This window comes from Faecalitalea cylindroides, from assembly GCF_028321995.1.
In the GTDB taxonomy this organism is placed as follows: Bacteria; Bacillota_I; Bacilli_A; order Erysipelotrichales; family Erysipelotrichaceae; genus Faecalitalea; species Faecalitalea cylindroides.
The window spans coordinates 44004-64000 of the sequence record NZ_JAQLXG010000007.1; the positions used below are offsets into that span (position 1 = coordinate 44004).

General features: G+C 35.6%; 15 protein-coding genes and 1 tRNA gene. 1 reads left to right on the forward strand and 15 read right to left on the reverse strand.

Annotation, left to right across the window (positions count from 1 at the left end; all coding sequences use genetic code 11):
• Positions 1–12 precede the first annotated feature (12 nt).
• On the reverse strand, positions 13–1668 hold the full coding sequence (locus tag PND65_RS05335) for a Na/Pi cotransporter family protein (protein WP_271991103.1): 1656 nt from the start codon (positions 1666–1668) through the stop codon (positions 13–15).
• A gap of 23 nt (positions 1669–1691) precedes the next feature.
• Positions 1692–2963 carry a peptidoglycan bridge formation glycyltransferase FemA/FemB family protein gene (locus tag PND65_RS05340; protein ID WP_162610469.1) on the reverse strand — a complete coding sequence of 424 codons (1272 nt, stop codon included), beginning with the start codon at positions 2961–2963 and terminating at the stop codon, positions 1692–1694.
• A gap of 299 nt (positions 2964–3262) precedes the next feature.
• On the opposite strand from PND65_RS05340, the gene PND65_RS05345 reads away from it, so the two are divergent.
• Positions 3263–3643, forward strand: coding sequence for a hypothetical protein (locus tag PND65_RS05345; RefSeq protein WP_271991105.1), 381 nt, complete (start codon positions 3263–3265; stop codon positions 3641–3643).
• A gap of 63 nt (positions 3644–3706) precedes the next feature.
• Here the strand turns inward: PND65_RS05345 and gpmI are convergent, their stop codons facing one another.
• The 13 genes from gpmI to parE all read right to left on the reverse strand — a co-directional run bounded on the left by gpmI (position 3707) and on the right by parE (position 19935).
• The gene (gpmI, locus tag PND65_RS05350) at positions 3707–5284 is read right to left on the reverse strand and encodes a 2,3-bisphosphoglycerate-independent phosphoglycerate mutase (protein WP_271991107.1); all 1578 of its coding nucleotides are present in this window, start codon (positions 5282–5284) and stop codon (positions 3707–3709) included.
• An 80-nt stretch (positions 5285–5364) separates the two neighbouring features.
• Positions 5365–5841 carry a pyridoxamine 5'-phosphate oxidase family protein gene (locus PND65_RS05355; protein ID WP_087158780.1) on the reverse strand — a complete coding sequence of 159 codons (477 nt, stop codon included), beginning with the start codon at positions 5839–5841 and terminating at the stop codon, positions 5365–5367.
• Positions 5822–7969 (reverse strand): SF1B family DNA helicase RecD2, encoded by a 2148-nt coding sequence (gene recD2, locus PND65_RS05360; RefSeq protein ID WP_271991109.1) that lies wholly within the window; start codon positions 7967–7969, stop codon positions 5822–5824. Before recD2 ends, PND65_RS05355 begins: the two co-directional genes overlap by 20 nt.
• On the reverse strand, positions 7962–9122 hold the full coding sequence (gene mnmA / locus PND65_RS05365) for a tRNA 2-thiouridine(34) synthase MnmA (protein ID WP_271991111.1): 1161 nt from the start codon (positions 9120–9122) through the stop codon (positions 7962–7964). Before mnmA ends, recD2 begins: the two co-directional genes overlap by 8 nt.
• Before the next feature lie 56 nt (positions 9123–9178).
• Complete coding sequence (locus PND65_RS05370; protein ID WP_271991114.1) at positions 9179–10213, reverse strand: hypothetical protein; 1035 nt, start codon at positions 10211–10213, stop codon at positions 9179–9181.
• 172 nt (positions 10214–10385) lie between these two features.
• Positions 10386–12677: a PKD domain-containing protein gene (locus tag PND65_RS05375; RefSeq protein WP_271991117.1), complete on the reverse strand. Its 2292-nt coding sequence runs from the start codon at positions 12675–12677 to the stop codon at positions 10386–10388.
• Positions 12674–13039 carry a hypothetical protein gene (locus PND65_RS05380; RefSeq protein WP_271991121.1) on the reverse strand — a complete coding sequence of 122 codons (366 nt, stop codon included), beginning with the start codon at positions 13037–13039 and terminating at the stop codon, positions 12674–12676. Before PND65_RS05380 ends, PND65_RS05375 begins: the two co-directional genes overlap by 4 nt.
• A gap of 303 nt (positions 13040–13342) precedes the next feature.
• Positions 13343–13429, reverse strand: a tRNA-Leu gene (locus PND65_RS05385).
• A 76-nt stretch (positions 13430–13505) separates the two neighbouring features.
• Positions 13506–14219, reverse strand: a complete 714-nt coding sequence (locus tag PND65_RS05390) for a biosynthetic peptidoglycan transglycosylase (RefSeq protein ID WP_271991123.1) — start codon at positions 14217–14219, stop codon at positions 13506–13508.
• A gap of 95 nt (positions 14220–14314) precedes the next feature.
• Complete coding sequence (locus PND65_RS05395) at positions 14315–14530, reverse strand: YneF family protein (protein WP_015536109.1); 216 nt, start codon at positions 14528–14530, stop codon at positions 14315–14317.
• Between the two features lie 109 nt (positions 14531–14639).
• Positions 14640–15524: a DMT family transporter gene (locus PND65_RS05400; protein WP_271991125.1), complete on the reverse strand. Its 885-nt coding sequence runs from the start codon at positions 15522–15524 to the stop codon at positions 14640–14642.
• Positions 15521–17983: a DNA topoisomerase IV subunit A gene (gene parC, locus PND65_RS05405; protein WP_271991137.1), complete on the reverse strand. Its 2463-nt coding sequence runs from the start codon at positions 17981–17983 to the stop codon at positions 15521–15523. Before parC ends, PND65_RS05400 begins: the two co-directional genes overlap by 4 nt.
• A gap of 23 nt (positions 17984–18006) precedes the next feature.
• Entirely contained in the window at positions 18007–19935 is a 1929-nt protein-coding gene (parE, locus tag PND65_RS05410; protein WP_022356366.1) for a DNA topoisomerase IV subunit B, read from the reverse strand.
• Positions 19936–19997 lie beyond the last annotated feature (62 nt).

Genomic DNA, 19997 nt, shown 5'->3' on the forward strand with positions numbered 1-19997 from the left:
ATTTGCCTCCTTTTAAAATTTTTCTTCCTCTTCTACAACATACTTGGCCAAGTTTTCTGCATGGTCACTGATACGTTCATAATCTGATACAGAATCCAAGAAAATAATTCCTGCTTCAACTTGACACTTTTTATCGATAAGGCGCTGAATATGACCTTCGCGCATCTGATCTTGCATCTTGTCAACTTTCGTTTCATGTTTTTCAACTTTTTCAATTTTAGTGACATCAAGATCAGCGCGTAAATCAAGTGCCCATCTTAAAGTTTTATAACACTGATTGCTAATAATTTCAATATCATCTTTTGCACTTTGTGAAAAAGCATCTTCTTCAAGATCTTTTGCCATATCGGCAATATTACGACAATGATCACCTATTCGTTCTACATCACTGACAGCTAAAAGAGCATGTTTTACCTGCAACTGCTCTTTTTCACTTAATGTTGAAAGATCCATCAATGAAATAAATTCAGAGAGCTGTCGTTCATATTCATTGATCTTTTTTTCTAGATCATATATTTTGTCAATATTTTTCTTTTCTAATAATGCATCTTTTGTATATGCTATACTTTCCAATGCTAACTGGCCCATCTTTTCAATTTCACGATTTACACGAACCAATGCAAATGAAGGAGTTTGTAATAAACGTTCGTCAAGTTTAACCAATACTTCACCTTCATTTTCACTTGCTGCATCACCTTCAACACTATCTTTGATGATAACTTTAGATAGGCTAACAAGTTTATTTGCAAATGGGAATAAAATGATTGTAGTACATACATTGAAGCAAGTATGAAAGATAGCCAATTCTGTACTGGTCACATTGCTCATAGCCAAATCTGGTCTTGCGATAAATATAAACCAACAAATAGCTCCAAAAATAATAGCTCCAATAAAGTTAAATAACAAATGAATTACAGCAGCTCGTTTTGCGTTTTTGTTTGCACCAACACAAGAAATGATGGCTGTAACACATGTACCAATATTCTGACCCAATGCAATGAAAACTGCAGAACCCCAGTTTACAATACCGTTCATTGCCAATGCCTGCAAGATACCCATTGAAGCAGAAGAACTTTGAATAATACCGGTAACACCTGCACCAACCAATAATCCTAAAATTGGATTATTTCCAATAACTGTAAATGCTTGTGAGAAAATTGGTGAATCTGCATATGGTTCAATTGAACCAGACATCGTACTCAAACCTAGGAATAAGATACCAAAACCAACTAAGATGTTTGCTCCATCTGTAACTTTTTCCTTTTTGGAAAACAGCATCATTCCGACACCGACAACCAATAGAATTGGCGCAAAGAAATCTGGTTTCAACAAACTTCCCCATTCAGACATTGAAACAAGCCATGCAGTCATTGTTGTACCAATATTGGCACCCATGATTACACCCACCGCCTGTGATAGGTTCATGATCTGTGCATTAACAAAGCCAACTACCATAACCGTAGTTGCTGATGAACTCTGAATGATTGCGGTAATCAACGCTCCAACCAAGACACCTAACAATCTATTATTAGTTAATAGACCTAACAGTTTACGTGTCTTAGAACCAGCCGAATTCTGAAGACCCTCCGCCATGATCTGCATACCATAGATGAACATACCAAGTCCACCAAAGAACAACATAATGTCCTGCAATAAATTCATTGTCATATACTTTCCCCTTCTTAGCTTTCCTAACCTTTATTTAATACAGCCTGTGCTTTTTTCATAGACCGATATACTAAATCTCGTTTCTTGTCTAGAACAAGTTCAAAATCTCCAATCAACTCTTCGACATGAGCGTTGAATCCTTTTTTGAATTCGTAAACCCCATAATCATCGGCACTCTTGTCAAAAATGCCACTTGTTCCATAGAAGTTATATCTTGTCATATGCTTATCTAAAGCCTTCTGTATTTGTCTCCATTGGATCGCATATGGGCCCATAAATTTCTTCAGATTTTCATCTGAAGCGCTCAATAAATATATTGCTTCATTATTCTTCCAAACAAACATAGCGCCTGCTAAATATAATTCAGATCCATATTGTTTTTTAAGCTCATTTGCTTCCTGAATCTTTTTCGTTGTAAGATCGATACCTTCTTGAGCTACCTTCAACTTTTTTGTAAATTTCTTAGAATTTGGTAGTTCTTCCAATTTTTTTTCAATCTCTGTTTTTTCATCTATATAATCTTGTCTTTCCTTTGTAAGACTTTCCTTCAATTCTTCTACATTAAGACATGCCATAACCAGTTCAATCGTATCTTTCCCAAACAAATCGTGCATATCTTCAAAATAAGATAATGGATAACTGTCAAAATGTCTTCTCTTTGATGTAGCATCCAACATGTCCTTAAATAAGTAGAAATCCTTCTTTTCTAGTGTCTTTACATGAATTGGATATTTTAAAGATCGATTGATGCTCCAGCGTGTCTGTTGATCCATTTCCTTTAACAGGGTCGGTGCATCTTTGTCTTTTAGATCCAGCACCATTGTCCATCTTGGCTCTGTAGTAATATCAAAGCCTCGACTAAATCCTTTATGGCTACACCCCAAATCAATAAATGTATCAATGATTTTTTGATTATTGAATCCACTTTCAACAAGGTTGGCATCTTTATCTCTTTGAACATATTGCACATATGGATTGAAATGTAGATATATACCATTTTGCTGCTGCAGGTCTTTTTTTAGCTCTGTCACAAAAAAACGTAAGAGATCTTCGTTGGTATAATCAATCAAGAAACCTCTTAAAGCATGGTAAATATACATCTTTCCAATTGTTGGATAACCTATGATACAACTTGCCGCTAAGATCGTGTCTGCTTCTTTGACACCGACAAATTGTAAACTACATCCTTGTTTTTCTTTATATATACCCATTGCACTTGTTTGCCAAAAAGTGCTGTCAGGACATTTTTCTTCAAAAGAATCAAATTCATCCTTTGTTAAATGAACAAATTTCATGTTTCTTCCTCTTTCTACTCGCAGAAATATTCTAACACGATTTACATATATAGACAAAAACATTAAGTAAATTTGATGATTGTTAAATTTATTTTACATTAGTTTTTTTACATATTTGCTAAAAAAGATGCGCAATGACAAATTTTACCAGTTTTCTGGCATAATTGGCTGTCTTTTGACAAAAAATTGAACTAATTCAGCTTTAGTGTCATACTTAGTTTGAACAAATATAAACATTGGAGATGATAGAAATGGATATACAAAAAAAATGAATTTTATGTTTTAAAGGAGGTCTCTATATGTTTAACATTCGTAAAATGGTTCGTGTTCTTCCAATTACGTTTATCTTAATGTATGCATTAGGCGTATTTGGAATTCTAAGTGGTGTGTCATTACGCAATGATACTTTGATCCAAACATCGCAATTATTCTGCACATATTCAATTATTCCATCTTTTATCGTAACATTGATTTTTTCATTCATTAACATTGAAAACAAAAATACGAAACTGCTCATCTATTCGATCTTATTTATTATCTTAGCTGTCGGTCTTTTCATTTATATCCAGAATAACAACTATGAATCCATGGAAATGATGCAGAATTTCATTTTATTTCCTATTTTATTCATTTGTGTTTTATTGATCGTCTTCTATGAAGTTAAATTTCTTAAAGATTGATTTTACCTTTCTTCCATATAAAAAGATAGTCAGTTTGATCAAGTGACTATCTTTTTTTGTGTCTTATTTTTCAATCAATGATTCATTCCAGTGTTCGTTTGGTTCAACACCTAACAACTCACATACAGTTGCAGCAATGTTACTTAGACCAAGATTGTCTTCATGTTTTAATTTAACATCTGCACCATATACGAAGAATGGAACACGATTCAAAGTATGAGAAGTCTTAGCTTTTAAAGGAGCTCCTTCTTTCTTAGGTTTTTCATACATTTCATCCGCATTACCGTGGTCAGCTGTTACCAATAAGATACCATTTACTTTATCAACGGATTTGATGACACGTGCAAGAGCTAAATCGACAGATTCAACACCAATGATCGTAGCAGGAAGGCTTCCTGTATGTCCAACCATATCTCCGTTTGGATAGTTAGTACGTAAGAAATCATATTCTCCACTTTCGATTGCAGCACAGAATTGATCTGTAATTTCTGCAGATTTCATCCAAGGACGCTGTTCGAATGGAACAACATCTGATTTGATTTCTACATAAGTTTCTAAATTCTCATCAAATTTCTCGCTTCGGTTACCATTCCAGAAATATGTAACATGACCAAATTTCTGTGTTTCGCTGATTGCATATTCACGAATTCCGTGCTTGCAAAGTTCTTCAGTCAATGTGTATTTGATCTTTGGTGGTTCTGTCAAATATTTATGAGGAATGTTAAGGTCTGCATCATACTGTAACATACCAGCATACAATACTTTTGGATTCTTAACACGGTCAAATTTATCAAATGATTCATCTCCATCAAATGCACGAGAAAGTTCTAATGCACGATCCCCTCTAAAGTTGAACAAGATAACACTATCACCGTCATCAATTGTTCCAACTGGCTGACCATCTTTGGCAATAACAAATCCTGGAAGATCCTGGTCAATAACACCTAGTTCATTACGATATGTTTCAATCGCTTCTGTTGCACTTTCAAACTGACGGCCTTCACCCATTACATGAATATGCCATCCCTGTTCTACCATAGACCAGTTTGCTTCATAACGGTCCATGGTGATCTGCATACGTCCTCCACCGCTGGCAATGCATGCATGGAAATTATCATCATTTAATCCAGCCATGAAGTTCTCAATATCATCAATATATGTCAATGCACTTGTTTCTGGAACATCACGTCCATCCAATAATGCATGAACACGTACTTCTTTGATTCCTTCTACTTTTGCCTGTTCAATCAAAGCTTTTAAATGATTAATGTGAGAATGCACGTTACCATCTGATAACAATCCGATAAAATGCATCTTGTGATCTTTTGCGTTTTCAGCCAATTCTTTCCAAGTCTTTGAATTAAAGATCTCTTTTGATTCGATATTCTCGTTAACTAATTTGGCTCCCTGAGAATAAATCTGTCCACATCCAATTGCGTTATGACCTACTTCTGAGTTACCCATATCTCCATCTGATGGCAATCCTACCGCAAGTCCGTGTGCACGAATTGATGTGTTAGGACAATTTTCCCATAAATAATCTAATGTTGGTTTGTTAGCTAAAGCTACGGCATTTCCTAGATTGGATTCATTGATTCCAACACCGTCCATAACTACTAAAATAACCGGTCTTTTTGTCATTTTTTTTATCCTCCATATTATCGAAATAAATATACCACTTATAACTTTTAAATTCAATTTTAAACACTGTTGTTTAAAGGCTATTTTACGGATACTTTCCTTCTCTTTCCTTTTAATTCTATAACTTTTAAACGAAATACAGTTGTATTTTTAACAGGCTTCAAACTAAATGGAAATTCAGAAACATGATAATGTTTCATCAGTATCTTTAATCCCTTTATTTTTTTATCTTCACTTACTATTTCAATGAATCCTTTTCCAGTCACACTTTCATATTCCATCGTACATGACATTTTTTCATCATTCAATACGAGCTGATGCGCATGATCCATTTCAAATGTAGCTCTATTATCTTTTTGAATCAGATCCAGTTTCTTACCTTCCTTGGCACAATGAAAGTATAGGTATAGCTGTCCATCTTCTATATCCATTCCAAAATTTAATGGAACCAAATAAGGATAGCCTTCATCGTTTAATCCTAAAACCAGACTGTCGCACTTTTTGATGATTTTTACAATTTCATCAAATTCTTTGATTTCACGATCTCTTCGACGCATTTTCCAATCCTCCTTGATAACTTTTGATTCTTTGTACTAAAGTCGTCTGACGAATTCTTTTTTGTTTTAACTTTACCTGTTTTTCAAACAAAGGTTGATTTCCAATCAAGATCAATTCTTTTTTTGCTCGTGATACGGCTGTATATAAAAGTCGTTTTTCTAACATATATCTTGCGTTTGGTTCTACAATACAAATCACGCTTTCATATTCAGACCCTTGGGCCTTATGAACACTGATACAATAAGCATGATTTAGATAATATAGAAAATCGCTGGAAAAGTCGACGATCGTATTGCCAAAATCAACGCTTATGACATGATTAACCCGATCAACTGTATCAATTGATACAATGGATCCAATATCCCCATTGTAAACATCGTCGTCTGGCAAGTTTTTCAACAACATGACTTTATCCCCTTCACGAAATACTGTAGTTCCAACACGAAACTGACTTTTGGAATTCGATTGTGGATTGTATAAAGCCTGCATATACACATTGATCGCATCGATACCGGCAACACCTTTATACATTGGCGCCAAGATCTGTAGATTATCCATATCTTTATTGCGAACGATTTCATCCAGACATTCCATAATATCTTTGGCATCTCTTTCAATAAAAGTGACCCCATCTTCATAGAAGCATCTTTCCTCTTTACGAATTTGACTTGCCAAGGTTATGATTCCAGATCCTTCGCTTTGACGGAAAATCTTCTCTAGATGAATGATTGGGCAAATATGGCTTGCAATTAGATCTTCAAAGACCTTTCCCGGACCTACACTTTCAAGCTGATCTTCATCCCCAATTAAAAGAATTCGACAATATCGTGGCAATGCTTTTAATAACTGAGCGAATAAATGAGTATCTACCATGCTAAACTCATCCACAATCAAAAAATCAATTTCTAATGGATCGTCCTCATTCTTGGCAAACGTATTATCATCTTTATTCCATTGCAACAAAGAATGAATCGTTCTTGAATCACAACTTGACAGCTGAGCCAAACGCTTGCTGGCACGTCCGGTTGGTGCACACAATTGAATCGTTGCATCTGGAAAAAAAGAACGACAGATATTCAAGATTCCTTTTACAGTCGTTGTCTTACCAGTACCTGGGCCTCCATTTAAAATAAAAAAACTCTTTTCAAAGAACAAACGAATGGCCTTCTTTTGTTCTTCATCATATTCAATCGCATAACTAAACTCGACTTCTTTGATTTTTTGTTCCAATTCCATTTCATCAACTGACTCAACTTCAAAGATATGCTCAAACAGATGGCTTGCTATCGAAATTTCGTCATCATACAAACTAAAAGGATAGACTTTCCCTTCTTCTATATGAATGCTTTTTTGAACAGATAGCCGCTCTAAAGAAGCTTGTATATCTTCATTTGTGGCGCCTTTACATCTTTCCATTAAACTGACTAAAGTGATATACGTATTTCCGCTCATCATTGCAAGCTGTCTAGCTGTTTCATAAATATAGGCATCCAGCCTTCGATTATCATTTTTATCAATCTGAAAACCATCTGCTAATTTTAAAGCCGATTTATACCCAAATCCATAAATCTCATAATATGGTAAAAAACAATTCTCTTTTAATGTATCTAAAACCTTATCTTTATAAGTATCTTCCAATAAGCGAATCTTTCGATCATCCAAACCAAATTTCATCAACTGAATATAGGTATCATTAAAGCCTTCAAATTCTTCAATACCTTTTTTTATGATATCGATACGCTTTTGATTCAATTTTGGAATTTGATACAAAATCGAATAATCTTCCTTAATTTGTTCCAAACATGTTTCGCCTAACAATTCATAAATTTGCCTGGCTGTTTGTTTACCAATTGTAGGAAATGCATCGGAAGATAAAAAGTGTATGATCGCATCTTCATGCGTTGGCAATATCTTCTTATAAGATTCTATCTTAAACTGCGTACCATATTTAGGATGACGAATATACTCTCCACTTAATTCATATTCCTGATCTTCCATAGGATCAACGATGCGTCCAGCACCAGTAAATAAATGATAGGTATTTGTCTGTGAAAAACTGGCAACTACATAGTGCGTTTCCTTATTTTCAAAAATGATATATTCAAGTTTTGCTAAAACGCTATCCATTGATACGCTCCTGGTATGTACTCAAAATCTTTCCATTTAAATCCTGTCCATCTACATAGACTTCTTCAATAACACCACCGCCAATACATTTAAAACCATCATAGAATACGGCTTCCTGACCAATGGTTACACTAGCAATCTTTTGCGGATATCTCACTAGTGCAGTAGTTTCATCAAGGACTTTAAGATAAATGTCCTGATCTGGTTGACGATATCTAAATTTACATGTGCATTTTTCAGGAATTTCGTTTTTATCTTTAACGATCCAGTTAATTCCTTTGACAAGACAGGAGTCAGAATACAACCACTCTTTATGCGTATGATGACAGACAAATAGAATATTCTTCTGTACATCTTTTCCAATTACGAACCAAGGCCCTTTTTCATGATCGATATTCAGACCTTTTCTTTGTCCAATCGTGTAATAAAGAACACCTACGTGTCTACCAACAACCTTGCCTGTATCAACATCTACGATATTCCCATCCTGACTTGGTAAATAATTAGATAAGAATTGTCTAAAATTTCTTTCCCCAATGAAACAAATTCCCGTACTGTCTTTTTTTGTCGCAACACTTTCTAAATTTAGTTTTGCAGCAATTTCTCTGACTTCTGGCTTAGTTAGTTTTCCTAATGGAAACAATGTCTTATGCAATGCAGCAGGACTAACCTGGCATAAAAAGTATGTCTGATCTTTGTTAGTATCGGCTGCTCTAGTAAGGTAAGTAAATGAATCTTCTGTCATATTGGAACAATAATGACCAGTGGCAACCATATCAAAGCCCTGCTTCATCGCATAATCAAAGAAGGCATCAAACTTAATATATTTATTACATAAGATATCTGGGTTTGGTGTTCGCCCCTTTTCGTATTCAGATAAAAATGTTTTAAACACATAATCCCAATATTCTTTTATAAAGTCTACTCGCTGCAAAGGAAGATTTAAATGCTCTGCCACTGCCTTTGCATCTTGATAATCTTGCTCCTGTGGACAAGTATCATCTTGAATCGTAGGATTTCCTGCGATATCACCGTTGGCATAACTATCCCAGTTACGCATAAAACAACAGGTAACATCATATCCCTGCTCTTTTAACAAATAAGCCGCAACAGCTGAATCGACTCCACCACTTAATCCTACTAGTACCTTCATACGTATCAACTCCTGCCTCATATTATAGCTTTTGAAAGAAAAAAAGAAAATGCCAATTAAGCATTTTCTTCAATAAAGGCATTATATGTCTCATCGTCATCACATACGATTTCCAAGACTCTTTTTCCATTCTTCATCGTTGAAATAATACGACTTGAAAAATCATTGGATGTGCTTTTGATCATCAATTCAACACCATCGGCAATTTTATATTTTTTGGTTCGCTTATTTTCAATTGAGGATGGTACCGTTTTAAATTCTGTATCAAAATGTTTTCTTTCAGGCAAAGCCAATAAACAATCCTTGATGACTTCTTTATCAATTTCAGTAGAAACCGGTTCATATTGATCGATCAATTCTTCGACATAATTTGAATAATTTAAATCTTGAGGTGTATTCATCGTGTTTTGAATTTCATTCGATAAAACCACATAATCCCTAGGCGAACTAGTCTTAATTGCACTCTTTAGTTCATTATCAATTGCCTTATACGCATTATATGTGTTAAATGCATCATCTCTTTTTTCTTCCAGCTCTAAAAAAGAAACAGTCCAATATTTAGCCTTTGTATCTGTATAAACAGAAACATCATTAAAAACAACATGATCATTGATTGAATACATATGATAAACAGCAAATTTCCAGATACTCTTTTTTTCCGAAGAAAAACCACTATTTCGATGCAGACTTGTTCCATCATACCATTCACTATGTTCTACTTTAGTCAAGATATATTCATATTCATCATCAGAATTTTGTACAAGAGCTTGTACAAGACTTCCTCTTTTAACCTTTGATCCCGTTGGATAAATTTTTGCCTGCGCTAACTTTTCTGACTCCAATAACTTTAAAGCTATTTTATCTGAAAGTTCATTACGATACTCTATATCCGTATCGTTTACAATTCTTTGAATACAGTCTGAAATCAAATCCTCTTCATGCATGATTACATATGCTTTGGCTTTTTCATTATGATTTGAAAAATCAACAAAATCATTAATAAAACTATCAAAATCTTCTGAGATATCATTTCTTACTGTACGCTCATTATCTACATCAACTAAATGAAATGATTTATATAATATGTTCATATTGTATCTCCTCGAAGTATTATAACAAACTTTACATTTAAATTGTCAAAAACATATGTTTTTCCATTTAATCTAACCCATTAACATAAACATTAATCTTTCATTTTCCCTAAAATTATATATTCGCTAAAAAATTCTATATAAAAAGGTGGTATAACCCACCTTTTAAACATTATTTATGATTTTTTCTTCTTTTAGATAAAATACCAAATCCTGCTAAACCTCCAGCAGCAACCAGTAATAAGACGATCCATAATCCATATTTATTCTGTACCCCTGTATTCGCGGATTCCGTCTGACTGGAGTTTTCCTTATCTTTTACCGTAAAGTACGCTTCAACACTACCGGTATTAAACTCAAAACGAATTTTATGTTTTCCTGCTGATAAAGTATCTAGGAAAGAAGGTTTTAAAGTAAGGATCGTACTTCCAGATTTGATATCATAATCTGTATCCTTTAATTCTTTTCCATCTACAAGAACTTTCTTGAATTCTTTGATATCCGTATCAATTTTAAAAGTCAATCCTTCTTTGCTTCCTTTTGTCCATTCTTGGTTTGCACCACTAACAAATTTCGGAAGTTTCGCAATGATCGTATCTTCTAAAGTAATTTCATGTTCCGCTTTTTCATCACTGAAATATTTATTGCATACTTCACAATACCAGTATTCTACATTTCCAGCTGCATCTACTGTTGGCTTTTTCTCGTCAACTTTTGTTAGGTTATGCCCTGTTGCTGGAAGAATCGTTTCTTCTTGTTTCAATTCCTTTGTTAATGCTTCGTCCTGGAAATACTTTCTACAAGCTTCACAATACCAATATTCGATATTACCTTTTTCTGTACAAGTAGGATCTTTTCTTTCCACTTTGATAGCATTATGTTTTACATTGAACTTCACATTTACTTTTGTAGAAACAGATTTTCCATTATTTGTACCAGTGATTACAATATCTTCTTCGTAGCTACCTGCTAAAAGACCATTCTTAGGCTGTACTGTAAATTCTGCAGTTTCTCCAACATTCAATTTCGCCTTAGATAAAGTTCCAACATCAAATGATGTACTTGATGGTTGATCCAAAGTAATTGGTTGGTTTCCATCATTTGTGATCATAATAGTCTTAACTTCTGGTGTATAGCCTTCTATTGCATCCGCAAAGCTTATATCACCACTATTTTGGATACTATAAATCGGATCTACATCTTTAACAGTAATCGTTAATTCTTTACTTACACTTCCTACATCATTGCTTGCAGTTACTGTAAAGATATATTCACCTGGAGCTGTAGGTGTTCCAGTAATTTTACCGTTTGTTGATAAATTCAATCCTGTAGGTAAATTTCCATCAGTAACATTCCATGTAATTGGTTCAGAACCATTTGCTGAAAGAGAAGTAGCGTATTCTTCATTTACTTTTCCTTCTGGCAAAGATGCTGTTGTGATAGATGGTGTATATTTTACTGTACCTGTTATCTTATCCTCTCCATTGAGAGTTCCGCCATTAACAATTACCTTATTGTTTCCTGTATTCAAGCTAGCTCCATCTTCGATGGTCAGGCTCTCGCCCTCGCTGATGGTGATGTCCTCCTGCAAGGTCACATCGCCGTACACGGTGCCGCTCTTGTCATCCCAAATGATGCCTCCGGTGCCATCAGACCCGCTGGCTTCAGGCTTCAATTCAGGAGCCGAGCCTGTTCCGTCCTTCGTTGTTATGATGTTCGAAGCCTTGACCATAGCGTTTCCGCTGACATTCAGATTAGCTACTGCAGTGGCATCATTTACATTCGAAAGAAAATGAATTCCATTTGCTTCACCACTAGCCTGCAAACTGCCGCCCTTGACCTCAATGGTGAGGCTCGGACTACCGGTCTGACTTGTGATCAATCGGACACCAGAACCGCCGACCTGACTCCCCAACGCTGTAACACTTGCTTCTTCAATCGTCAAATTAGCACTGTTTTGGGAGGACATAAATATTCCTATTCCATTACCACTGTGACCAGACACAGTTAAACTGCCGGAGCCACTGATGTTCAGTGAAGCAGATCCCCCACTACTACTAACATCGATTCCATACATTCCGGAAACCTTGTTTTCTTCCTCTAAAACGATATTCAGTGATACGGGACCTGAACTACTCGCCGCGTAGATCCCGGCGCCAGATGTGTTTACATTATTATACACTCCTTCAATGGTCGCATTCTTTAGGGTCAATGTGACGGTGCTGGGGTCGTATTTAACAGTCCAATCGTTGTCACTGCCCTCTATCAGGCTACCATCTGTTGAACCTGTTTTTAAGTAGGTTGGCGTATCACCGCTTGTAATCTGGTAATTGCCAACATTAAGACTACTAGGCGCGCCTTCTGCCGCCGCCAGCGCCGTGATAGTAGTGTTAGGTACAAGTCCTACTACTAATAGGATTGCTGTAAAGATGGATACTACCTTGTTCCATATTCGTTTCTTCATTTTCTTTCCTCCTTCTTATCTTTTATGTATGCTTTTAAAGATGAACGTATCGCATTTAGCTGAAGATTTAAATATTCTTCATCTTCGAATAAAGCATAATGTACACATGCTCTAACAAAGATATAGGTCATTCCTTGAATATAATCAGCTGGCATTCCTAATTTGTTTGATAGTTCATTGGCATATTCTTTATAACGGACATTGACGCCTTTAAAGAATTCTTTTCCTTGTTCTCGATATTTAGGACTAGAATAGGCCTGATACATGAATCGATATTTCTTTCCATGAAGTTTTGCTGTAAGATATGGCATTTCATTTAAGAAACGTTCGATATCTTCAAAACTCGCAGGAGCTTTTGCCATATATAATAAGTTATGGCTTAAATTACTAAATTATCTTTTAAACCAAGTGGTAGATAAATCCTCTCACTTGCGATAACATTCAATTCAGCTAAATTAAGCATATTTCTTTTTATTATTTTTCTAATTTAATTTTACAAGAAAATTTTATGCAATTCAATAAACGATGGTTACTTCTAAAATCACAACTTATAAAATGAAATTTAAGTATCGATGATAATAAATAAAAAAAGTGAATCCTTGTGGATTCACTAAATTTAATCTATATTTTAAGAAAATCAAAATATTTTCTATTTTTTCAAGCAATGGTGCCCGAGGCCGGACTCGAACCGGCACGGTATCGCTACCGGTGGATTTTGAGTCCACTGCGTCTACCAATTTCACCACCCGGGCAATTGCTTACTTATTATATATAATATTATTCGCTTTTGCAAGAAAAAAATGAGCTGAATTCTATCAACTCATTAAATTAATATGTCGCATATACATCCTGGGCATATATTGTCTCAATATCACTTTCATTAATGTAACTGCATTCAGCCATAGCCTCTAAAACTTGATGCTGTCTAGCTTTAGCTTGTTGGAAATGATCTGACAATTGATAATTGCCTGGAGATTGTGGAAGCCCTGCTAATAAGGATGCTTGTGCTAAGGTCAAATACTGTGGTTCAACACCAAAGTATCCTGTGGAAGCTTCATAGATTCCAAAATGATGATCACCGTAATTAATGATATTCACATATAGAGCCAAAATTTGATTTTTCGTGTATTTAGATTCCAGCTCTTTGGCAATAAACATCTCAACTAATTTTCGATCTAGGGTTTGTTCAAACATGCCATATAAGTTCTTGGCTACCTGCTGAGTAATCGTAGAACCACCACTTTGTGCTAACTGTGGAATTACTTGAGAGAGTGTACCACGGGCAAGCCCAATATAATCAATTCCTCCGTGCTCATAAAAGCGTCTATCTTCAATGGATACGGTTGCGCGAATCAAATCAGAAGGTAAATCTTCATAAGGTACAAAAGTAGGACTAGACTGTACTTGTTCCACAACGGTTTCAACTGGAGCTTGAGAAGTTATTTCTCTATATCCTGAATATCCTCTAACACCTAAGAATCCAGCTAAGCCTAGCAGGAGAATCAACAAGAACACGATTAATCTTATTAAAAATTTTTTCATTCTATCACCTGATATAAGTGTATCATATACAACTCATAAACAACATTACAATGCTGTAAGAATAAAAAAAGCAGGGGCCCCTGCTCTTTTTGAAATTATCTATTCTGATTGACTGATTTCATGATCTGACGAATTTGTGCTTCGCTTGGTTTACGCCCCATCTGTAAGAACATCGCACGAATCATTTTCTCATTGATTGGTGGGTTTTCCTTCAATTCTTTTTCAAATTTTCTCTTTGTCCAAAAGAAAGTAGCTACACCACCTACAACTAGTCCAATAGCAGTATACATAAGTGACTGTAAAAAATCCATATGTGCCAACCCCATTCTATCTACTTGAATATTTTACTATTATTTTTACATTTTGGCAATAGTTTTAGAAACTTAACTATCCCTTGTTTTTATCGTTTCATTAAAGCTTTTACGTTCTTTTTAACTTTGCCAAAACTGGTTTTATACGATCTGAAGATTCGACTAAAATAACAGAAATAAAAATCAACAAGCCCCCAAATACCATCGTCAAAGTTTTCTCTTCATGCAACAAGAAATATCCAAAAATATTCGCAAAAAGGCTTTCTGTACATAATAACAAACTTGCACTAGAAGCATCAGTATATTTTTGTGCCAATGTCTGCAGCTGGAAAGCAAGCCATGTTGCGATACAAATCATATATAAACAGCTTAAGATCACATTAGTATCAATGCTTGTTGGAAAATCTTCCAAGATCAAGGCAAAAGGAATTGATACAATTGCCGCTGCACTCATCTGGATCGTATTGATCACTGTGGAATCACAATTCTTTGTCGCAAACTCTAAAGAGATAATCTGACTAGCAAAGAAGAATGCACAGATCAATGACAACAAATCACCAAAGGAAAAATGAAATCCATCGGAAGACAAGGAAAGACAGGCAATTCCAGCTAAACAGATAAAGCTGGCAAACACCTGAATTCCCATTGGTTTTCGCTTAAACAAAAACCAGCTAATGTAAGGAACAAGAACTACATTCACTGAAGTTAAAAATGCATTTTGTCCTGTGTTGGTCAAATCAAGACCAAATGTTTGAAAGGCAAAGGCAAGATACATCAAAACACCTGATATCGAACCTTTGATCAAAGCTTCCTTTGTTACCTTTAATTTCTTTACTTTAATTACGATCCAGCTTACGATAGCCGCTCCAATAAAACGAATCATTAAAACAGAGAAAGGATCAAAGGCTTCTAGAGCTCCTGCCGTTGCCAGAAAACCTCCACCCCATATAGCAGCTACTAATAGACAAATCAAATTTGCGGTTTGCTTGCTCATGCTTCTACCTCAAAAAGACTGACCTGTTCAATTTCGTCTTTATCCGTATTGCTCCAGCTTCCTGAATGAATCATTTCCAAAGATGATGGGATTTCAAATTCTTCCACTTTTCCAAAAGGAGAAGAGAATGTAGAATCACATGACATTAAAGAAACTTCCTTAGCTGCAAAACGAACCAATTCATCATGTTGGAATTCGATTACATCATTCAATTGTTTAGACAACAGACGATCAATCTTAACTGGATTTGATTTTACAAGTTTACAGATCCTGTTCCCTTTAGCTGGTCGTTTTACCTGTGCTATATCACTTGCCTTGATGCGTTTCATCTGAGCTGTATCACTAACAACAACCAGTTGTCCATCTAGATTCGATACTACGATCATATCAGCTACATGATCATCTTTAACAAGGTTAATTGCTTTAACACCTTTTGAACGACAAGACACCTGAGGAACTTGATCTACAAGATATGAAAGGGCAAAACCTTGTTCACTAGATAAAATAACCACATCATCTGGACTATAAGATAAAGCTACGCTTACCATCTCATCCAATGAACCTATTTTCATGCAAACCATGGTCTTATTGGAACGCGATACCTGCAATTCTTTTAAATTTGTTCTTTTGATCATACCAAAGCGAGAAGCACACAAAACCTCTACACTTTCATCAAAAGAAGACAGAAGGTATGCCTGAATGATCTTTTCACCTGCATCCATCTTGATATAGCTGCTTAAATGACTTCCCAAATCTTTCCATTTTGCTTCTTCAAGCTGATACACAGACAAATATCCATATGTACCTCGATTGGTAAAGAATAATAAAGTATCTAATGTGCTCGCTGAACCATATGTCACAAGTTTATCACTGTCTTTATGCATGCTTAAAACATCATTTGACGCATTATAAGAACGCATAGAAACGCGTTTTACATATCCATCGCGCGTAATTGGAACGATAACTTGTTCATTGGCAATCATCGCTTTTTCATCAATCACGATTTCTTCAACTTGATCAACGACCGTAGACAATCTAGGAGTTACAAACTCCTGATTGACTTCTTCCAACTCTTTGATCAACAAGTCATCTAGAACATCTTTATTCGATACGATGGCTTCTAATTGTTTGATTTCCTCTTTTAAGATCTTATATTCGCTTTTTAGTTCTTTAACATCTGTATTGGTCAAGCGATACAAACGCATGACAACAATAGCTTCTGCCTGTTCCTGCGTAAATTGAAAACGTTCGATCAAATTGACCTTGGCATCCTGCTTATCTTTTGATTTTCGAATGATGGCAATGATCTCATCCATAACCGAAACAGCTTTGATCAAACCTTCCAAGATATGAGCACGTTTTTGTTTAGCATTTAGATCATAACGGCTTCTTCTTAATACAACATCTTCTCTATGCGCAATAAAGGCATCTAATGCCATAGCTAAAGACATCTGAACAGGAGCTTTATTTACGATAGCGATGACATTGTAGTTATATGAAATCTGCAAATCTGTATTTTTATACAGATAATTCAAAATCTGTTGATGTGCACTGTCTTTTTTAATATCAATAACAATGCGAAGACCAGTTCGATCGCTCTCATCTCGAACATCTAAGATTCCATCTATCTTCTTGTTTAAGCGAATATCATCGATCTTTTTGACCAGTTGTGATTTGATGACTTCATATGGAATTTCTTTAACAATGATCTGCTTGATCGTTCTAGTTTCTTCAATATCGACTTTTGAACGAATCATCACCTTACCACGACCCGTTTCAAATGCCTGACGAATACCATCAATTCCCATAACGATTCCACCGGTTGGAAAATCTGGCCCTTTGACAAAGTTCATAAGTTCATCTAAAGAACAACCCGGATGTTTGATTCGATAAATTGTTGCCTTAATAACTTCATTTAAATTATGTGGTGGAATATTGGTTGCATACCCTGCTGCGATCCCTGTGATTCCGTTTACCAGCAAGTTTGGATATCGCGCCGGCAAAACCGTTGGTTCCATCTTTTCATCCGAAAAGTTTGGAGCCCACTCAACTGTATCTTTTTCTATATCCTGCAATAGATAGTTACTGATCTTAGATAATCTAGCTTCGGTATATCGCATAGCTGCTGCTGGATCATCGTCAATTGAACCATTGTTTCCCTGCATATCAATTAAAGGATTGGCAATTTTCCATGGCTGAGACAAACGTACCATTGCATCATAAACGGAACTATCTCCATGTGGATGATAATTACCAATCACATTACCAACTGTTTTGGCACTTTTATGATATGGTTTGTTATATGTATTTCCACTCTCATACATCGCGTATAAGATACGACGCTGCACAGGTTTTAATCCATCTCTTGCATCCGGTAAAGCACGTTCTTGAATAATATATTTAGAATAGCGGGCAAAACGATCTGCCATGATATCTTCCAAAGAATTTTTTAGGATCATCTGCTTAGCTTCTACTTTCTTTTTCACGAACGCACCTCCTTAACATAATCATCTTCTAAAGTAAATACAACATTATCTTCGATCCAACTACGTCTTAGATCAGCTCTATCCCCCATTAATTCGGTAACTCGTCTTTCTGCCATACGAGCATTTTCGATCGTAACACATAATAAAGTTCTTGTTTCTGGATTCATGGTCGTTTCCCATAACTGAGAAGCGTTCATCTCACCAAGACCTTTGTAACGAGTGATCGTATATCCATTTTTTAATTCCTGTTTCTTTTCATCCAATTCTTCATCGGTATATAAATAATACTCTTCTTTTCCCTTGGCAATTCGATATAAAGGCGGCAAGGCGATATACAACATCTCATGTTCGATCAAATCGCGCATATAGCGATAGAAAAACGTCAATAATAAATTTTGAATATGAGCCCCATCATCATCGGCATCGGTCATGATGATAACTTTGTAGTAATTAGAATCCTCTGCCTGAAAACTTGGACCAACACCTGCACCCAATGCATGGATAATGGTATTAAGCTCTTCATTTTTTTCAATCGATTCAATTGAAGCTTTTTCTGTATTTAATACCTTTCCTCTTAAAGGCAATATAGCCTGATACTTAGAATCTCTTCCTTGTTTAGCACTACCACCAGCTGAATCCCCTTCGACAAGATACAATTCTTTTCTTCGTGCATCTTTGCTTTGAGCGCTGGCTAACTTTCCAGAAAGCACTCTTTCCGTTTTTTGCTTTCCTTTTCCTTTACGAGCTTCTTCTCTAGCTTTTCTTGCTGCATTTCGAGCACTGGCTGCCTTTACGATCTTTCGCACGAGTGCATTCGCTGTTTCTTTATTTTCTTCTAAGAAATAACGCAAATGTTCACTGACAACCGATTCAGTAGCCGGCTTAGCTTCTGGAGAACCTAATTTTTCTTTTGTCTGCCCTTCAAACTGCAAATATTCTTCAGGAATTGTTAAGTTAATGACCAAAGTTAAACCTTCTCTGACATCATTTCCCTCAAATCCTTTATCTTTTTCCTTTAAGAAACCATTTTTTCTCGCATATTCATTAAATACCTTTGTGAACGCAAGCTTAGCTCCAGTTTCATGACTTCCTCCATCACGTGTACGAACCATGTTCGTAAAAGAGAAAACATTCTCCTGATATTCATCAGTATATTGAAAACAGCCTTCAACTTTGATTGAGTTATATTCTCCACTAAAGCTGACTGGATCATGCATTGGCGTATGATCTGAGTTGATCTCTTCAATAAAAGCTTTTAATCCGTCTTCATATTGATATACATTTTCACGTTTTTCTTTACGAAGATCGGTAACGATCATCTTTAAACCTTTTAATAAAAAGGCATCTTCCTGAGCTCTTTCACAAATCTTAGAAAAAGAGAATGTACAATTTTTGAAGATCTTTGAATCCGGCAAAAATGTAACCGTACTTCCAGTACGATTTGTTTTTCCTTCACGAATCAACTTACCAATCTTTCGTCCACCATCCTCAAAAGTCATAGACCAAACATCTTTTCCATCATGGACAGTTACTTTACACCATGTACATAACGCATTGACAACACTGGCACCTACTCCATGTAAACCTCCAGCATTACGATATCCTCCCTGGCTTGTAAATTTTCCACCGGCATGAAGCACAGTAAAAATAACCGCCAATGTGCTCATTCCGGATTTATGTTTTCCTACTGGCATTCCACGACCATGGTCTTCAACCGTTACACTGCCATCCTTATTCAATGTAATATGAACCTGGTTACCATATCCATTCAATGCTTCGTCAATCGCATTGTCAACAATTTCCCAGACCAAATGATGTAAACCTTTTGAATCTGTAGAACCTATATACATACCTGGACGCTTTCTTACCGCATCCAGTCCTTCTAAAATCACGATACTTTCTTCGTTATACTGTTGTTTTGGCATGAAATCAATCCTTTCACCTAATGATAGATTATAGCGAAAAAACTAGTAGTTTTCAAAAAAAA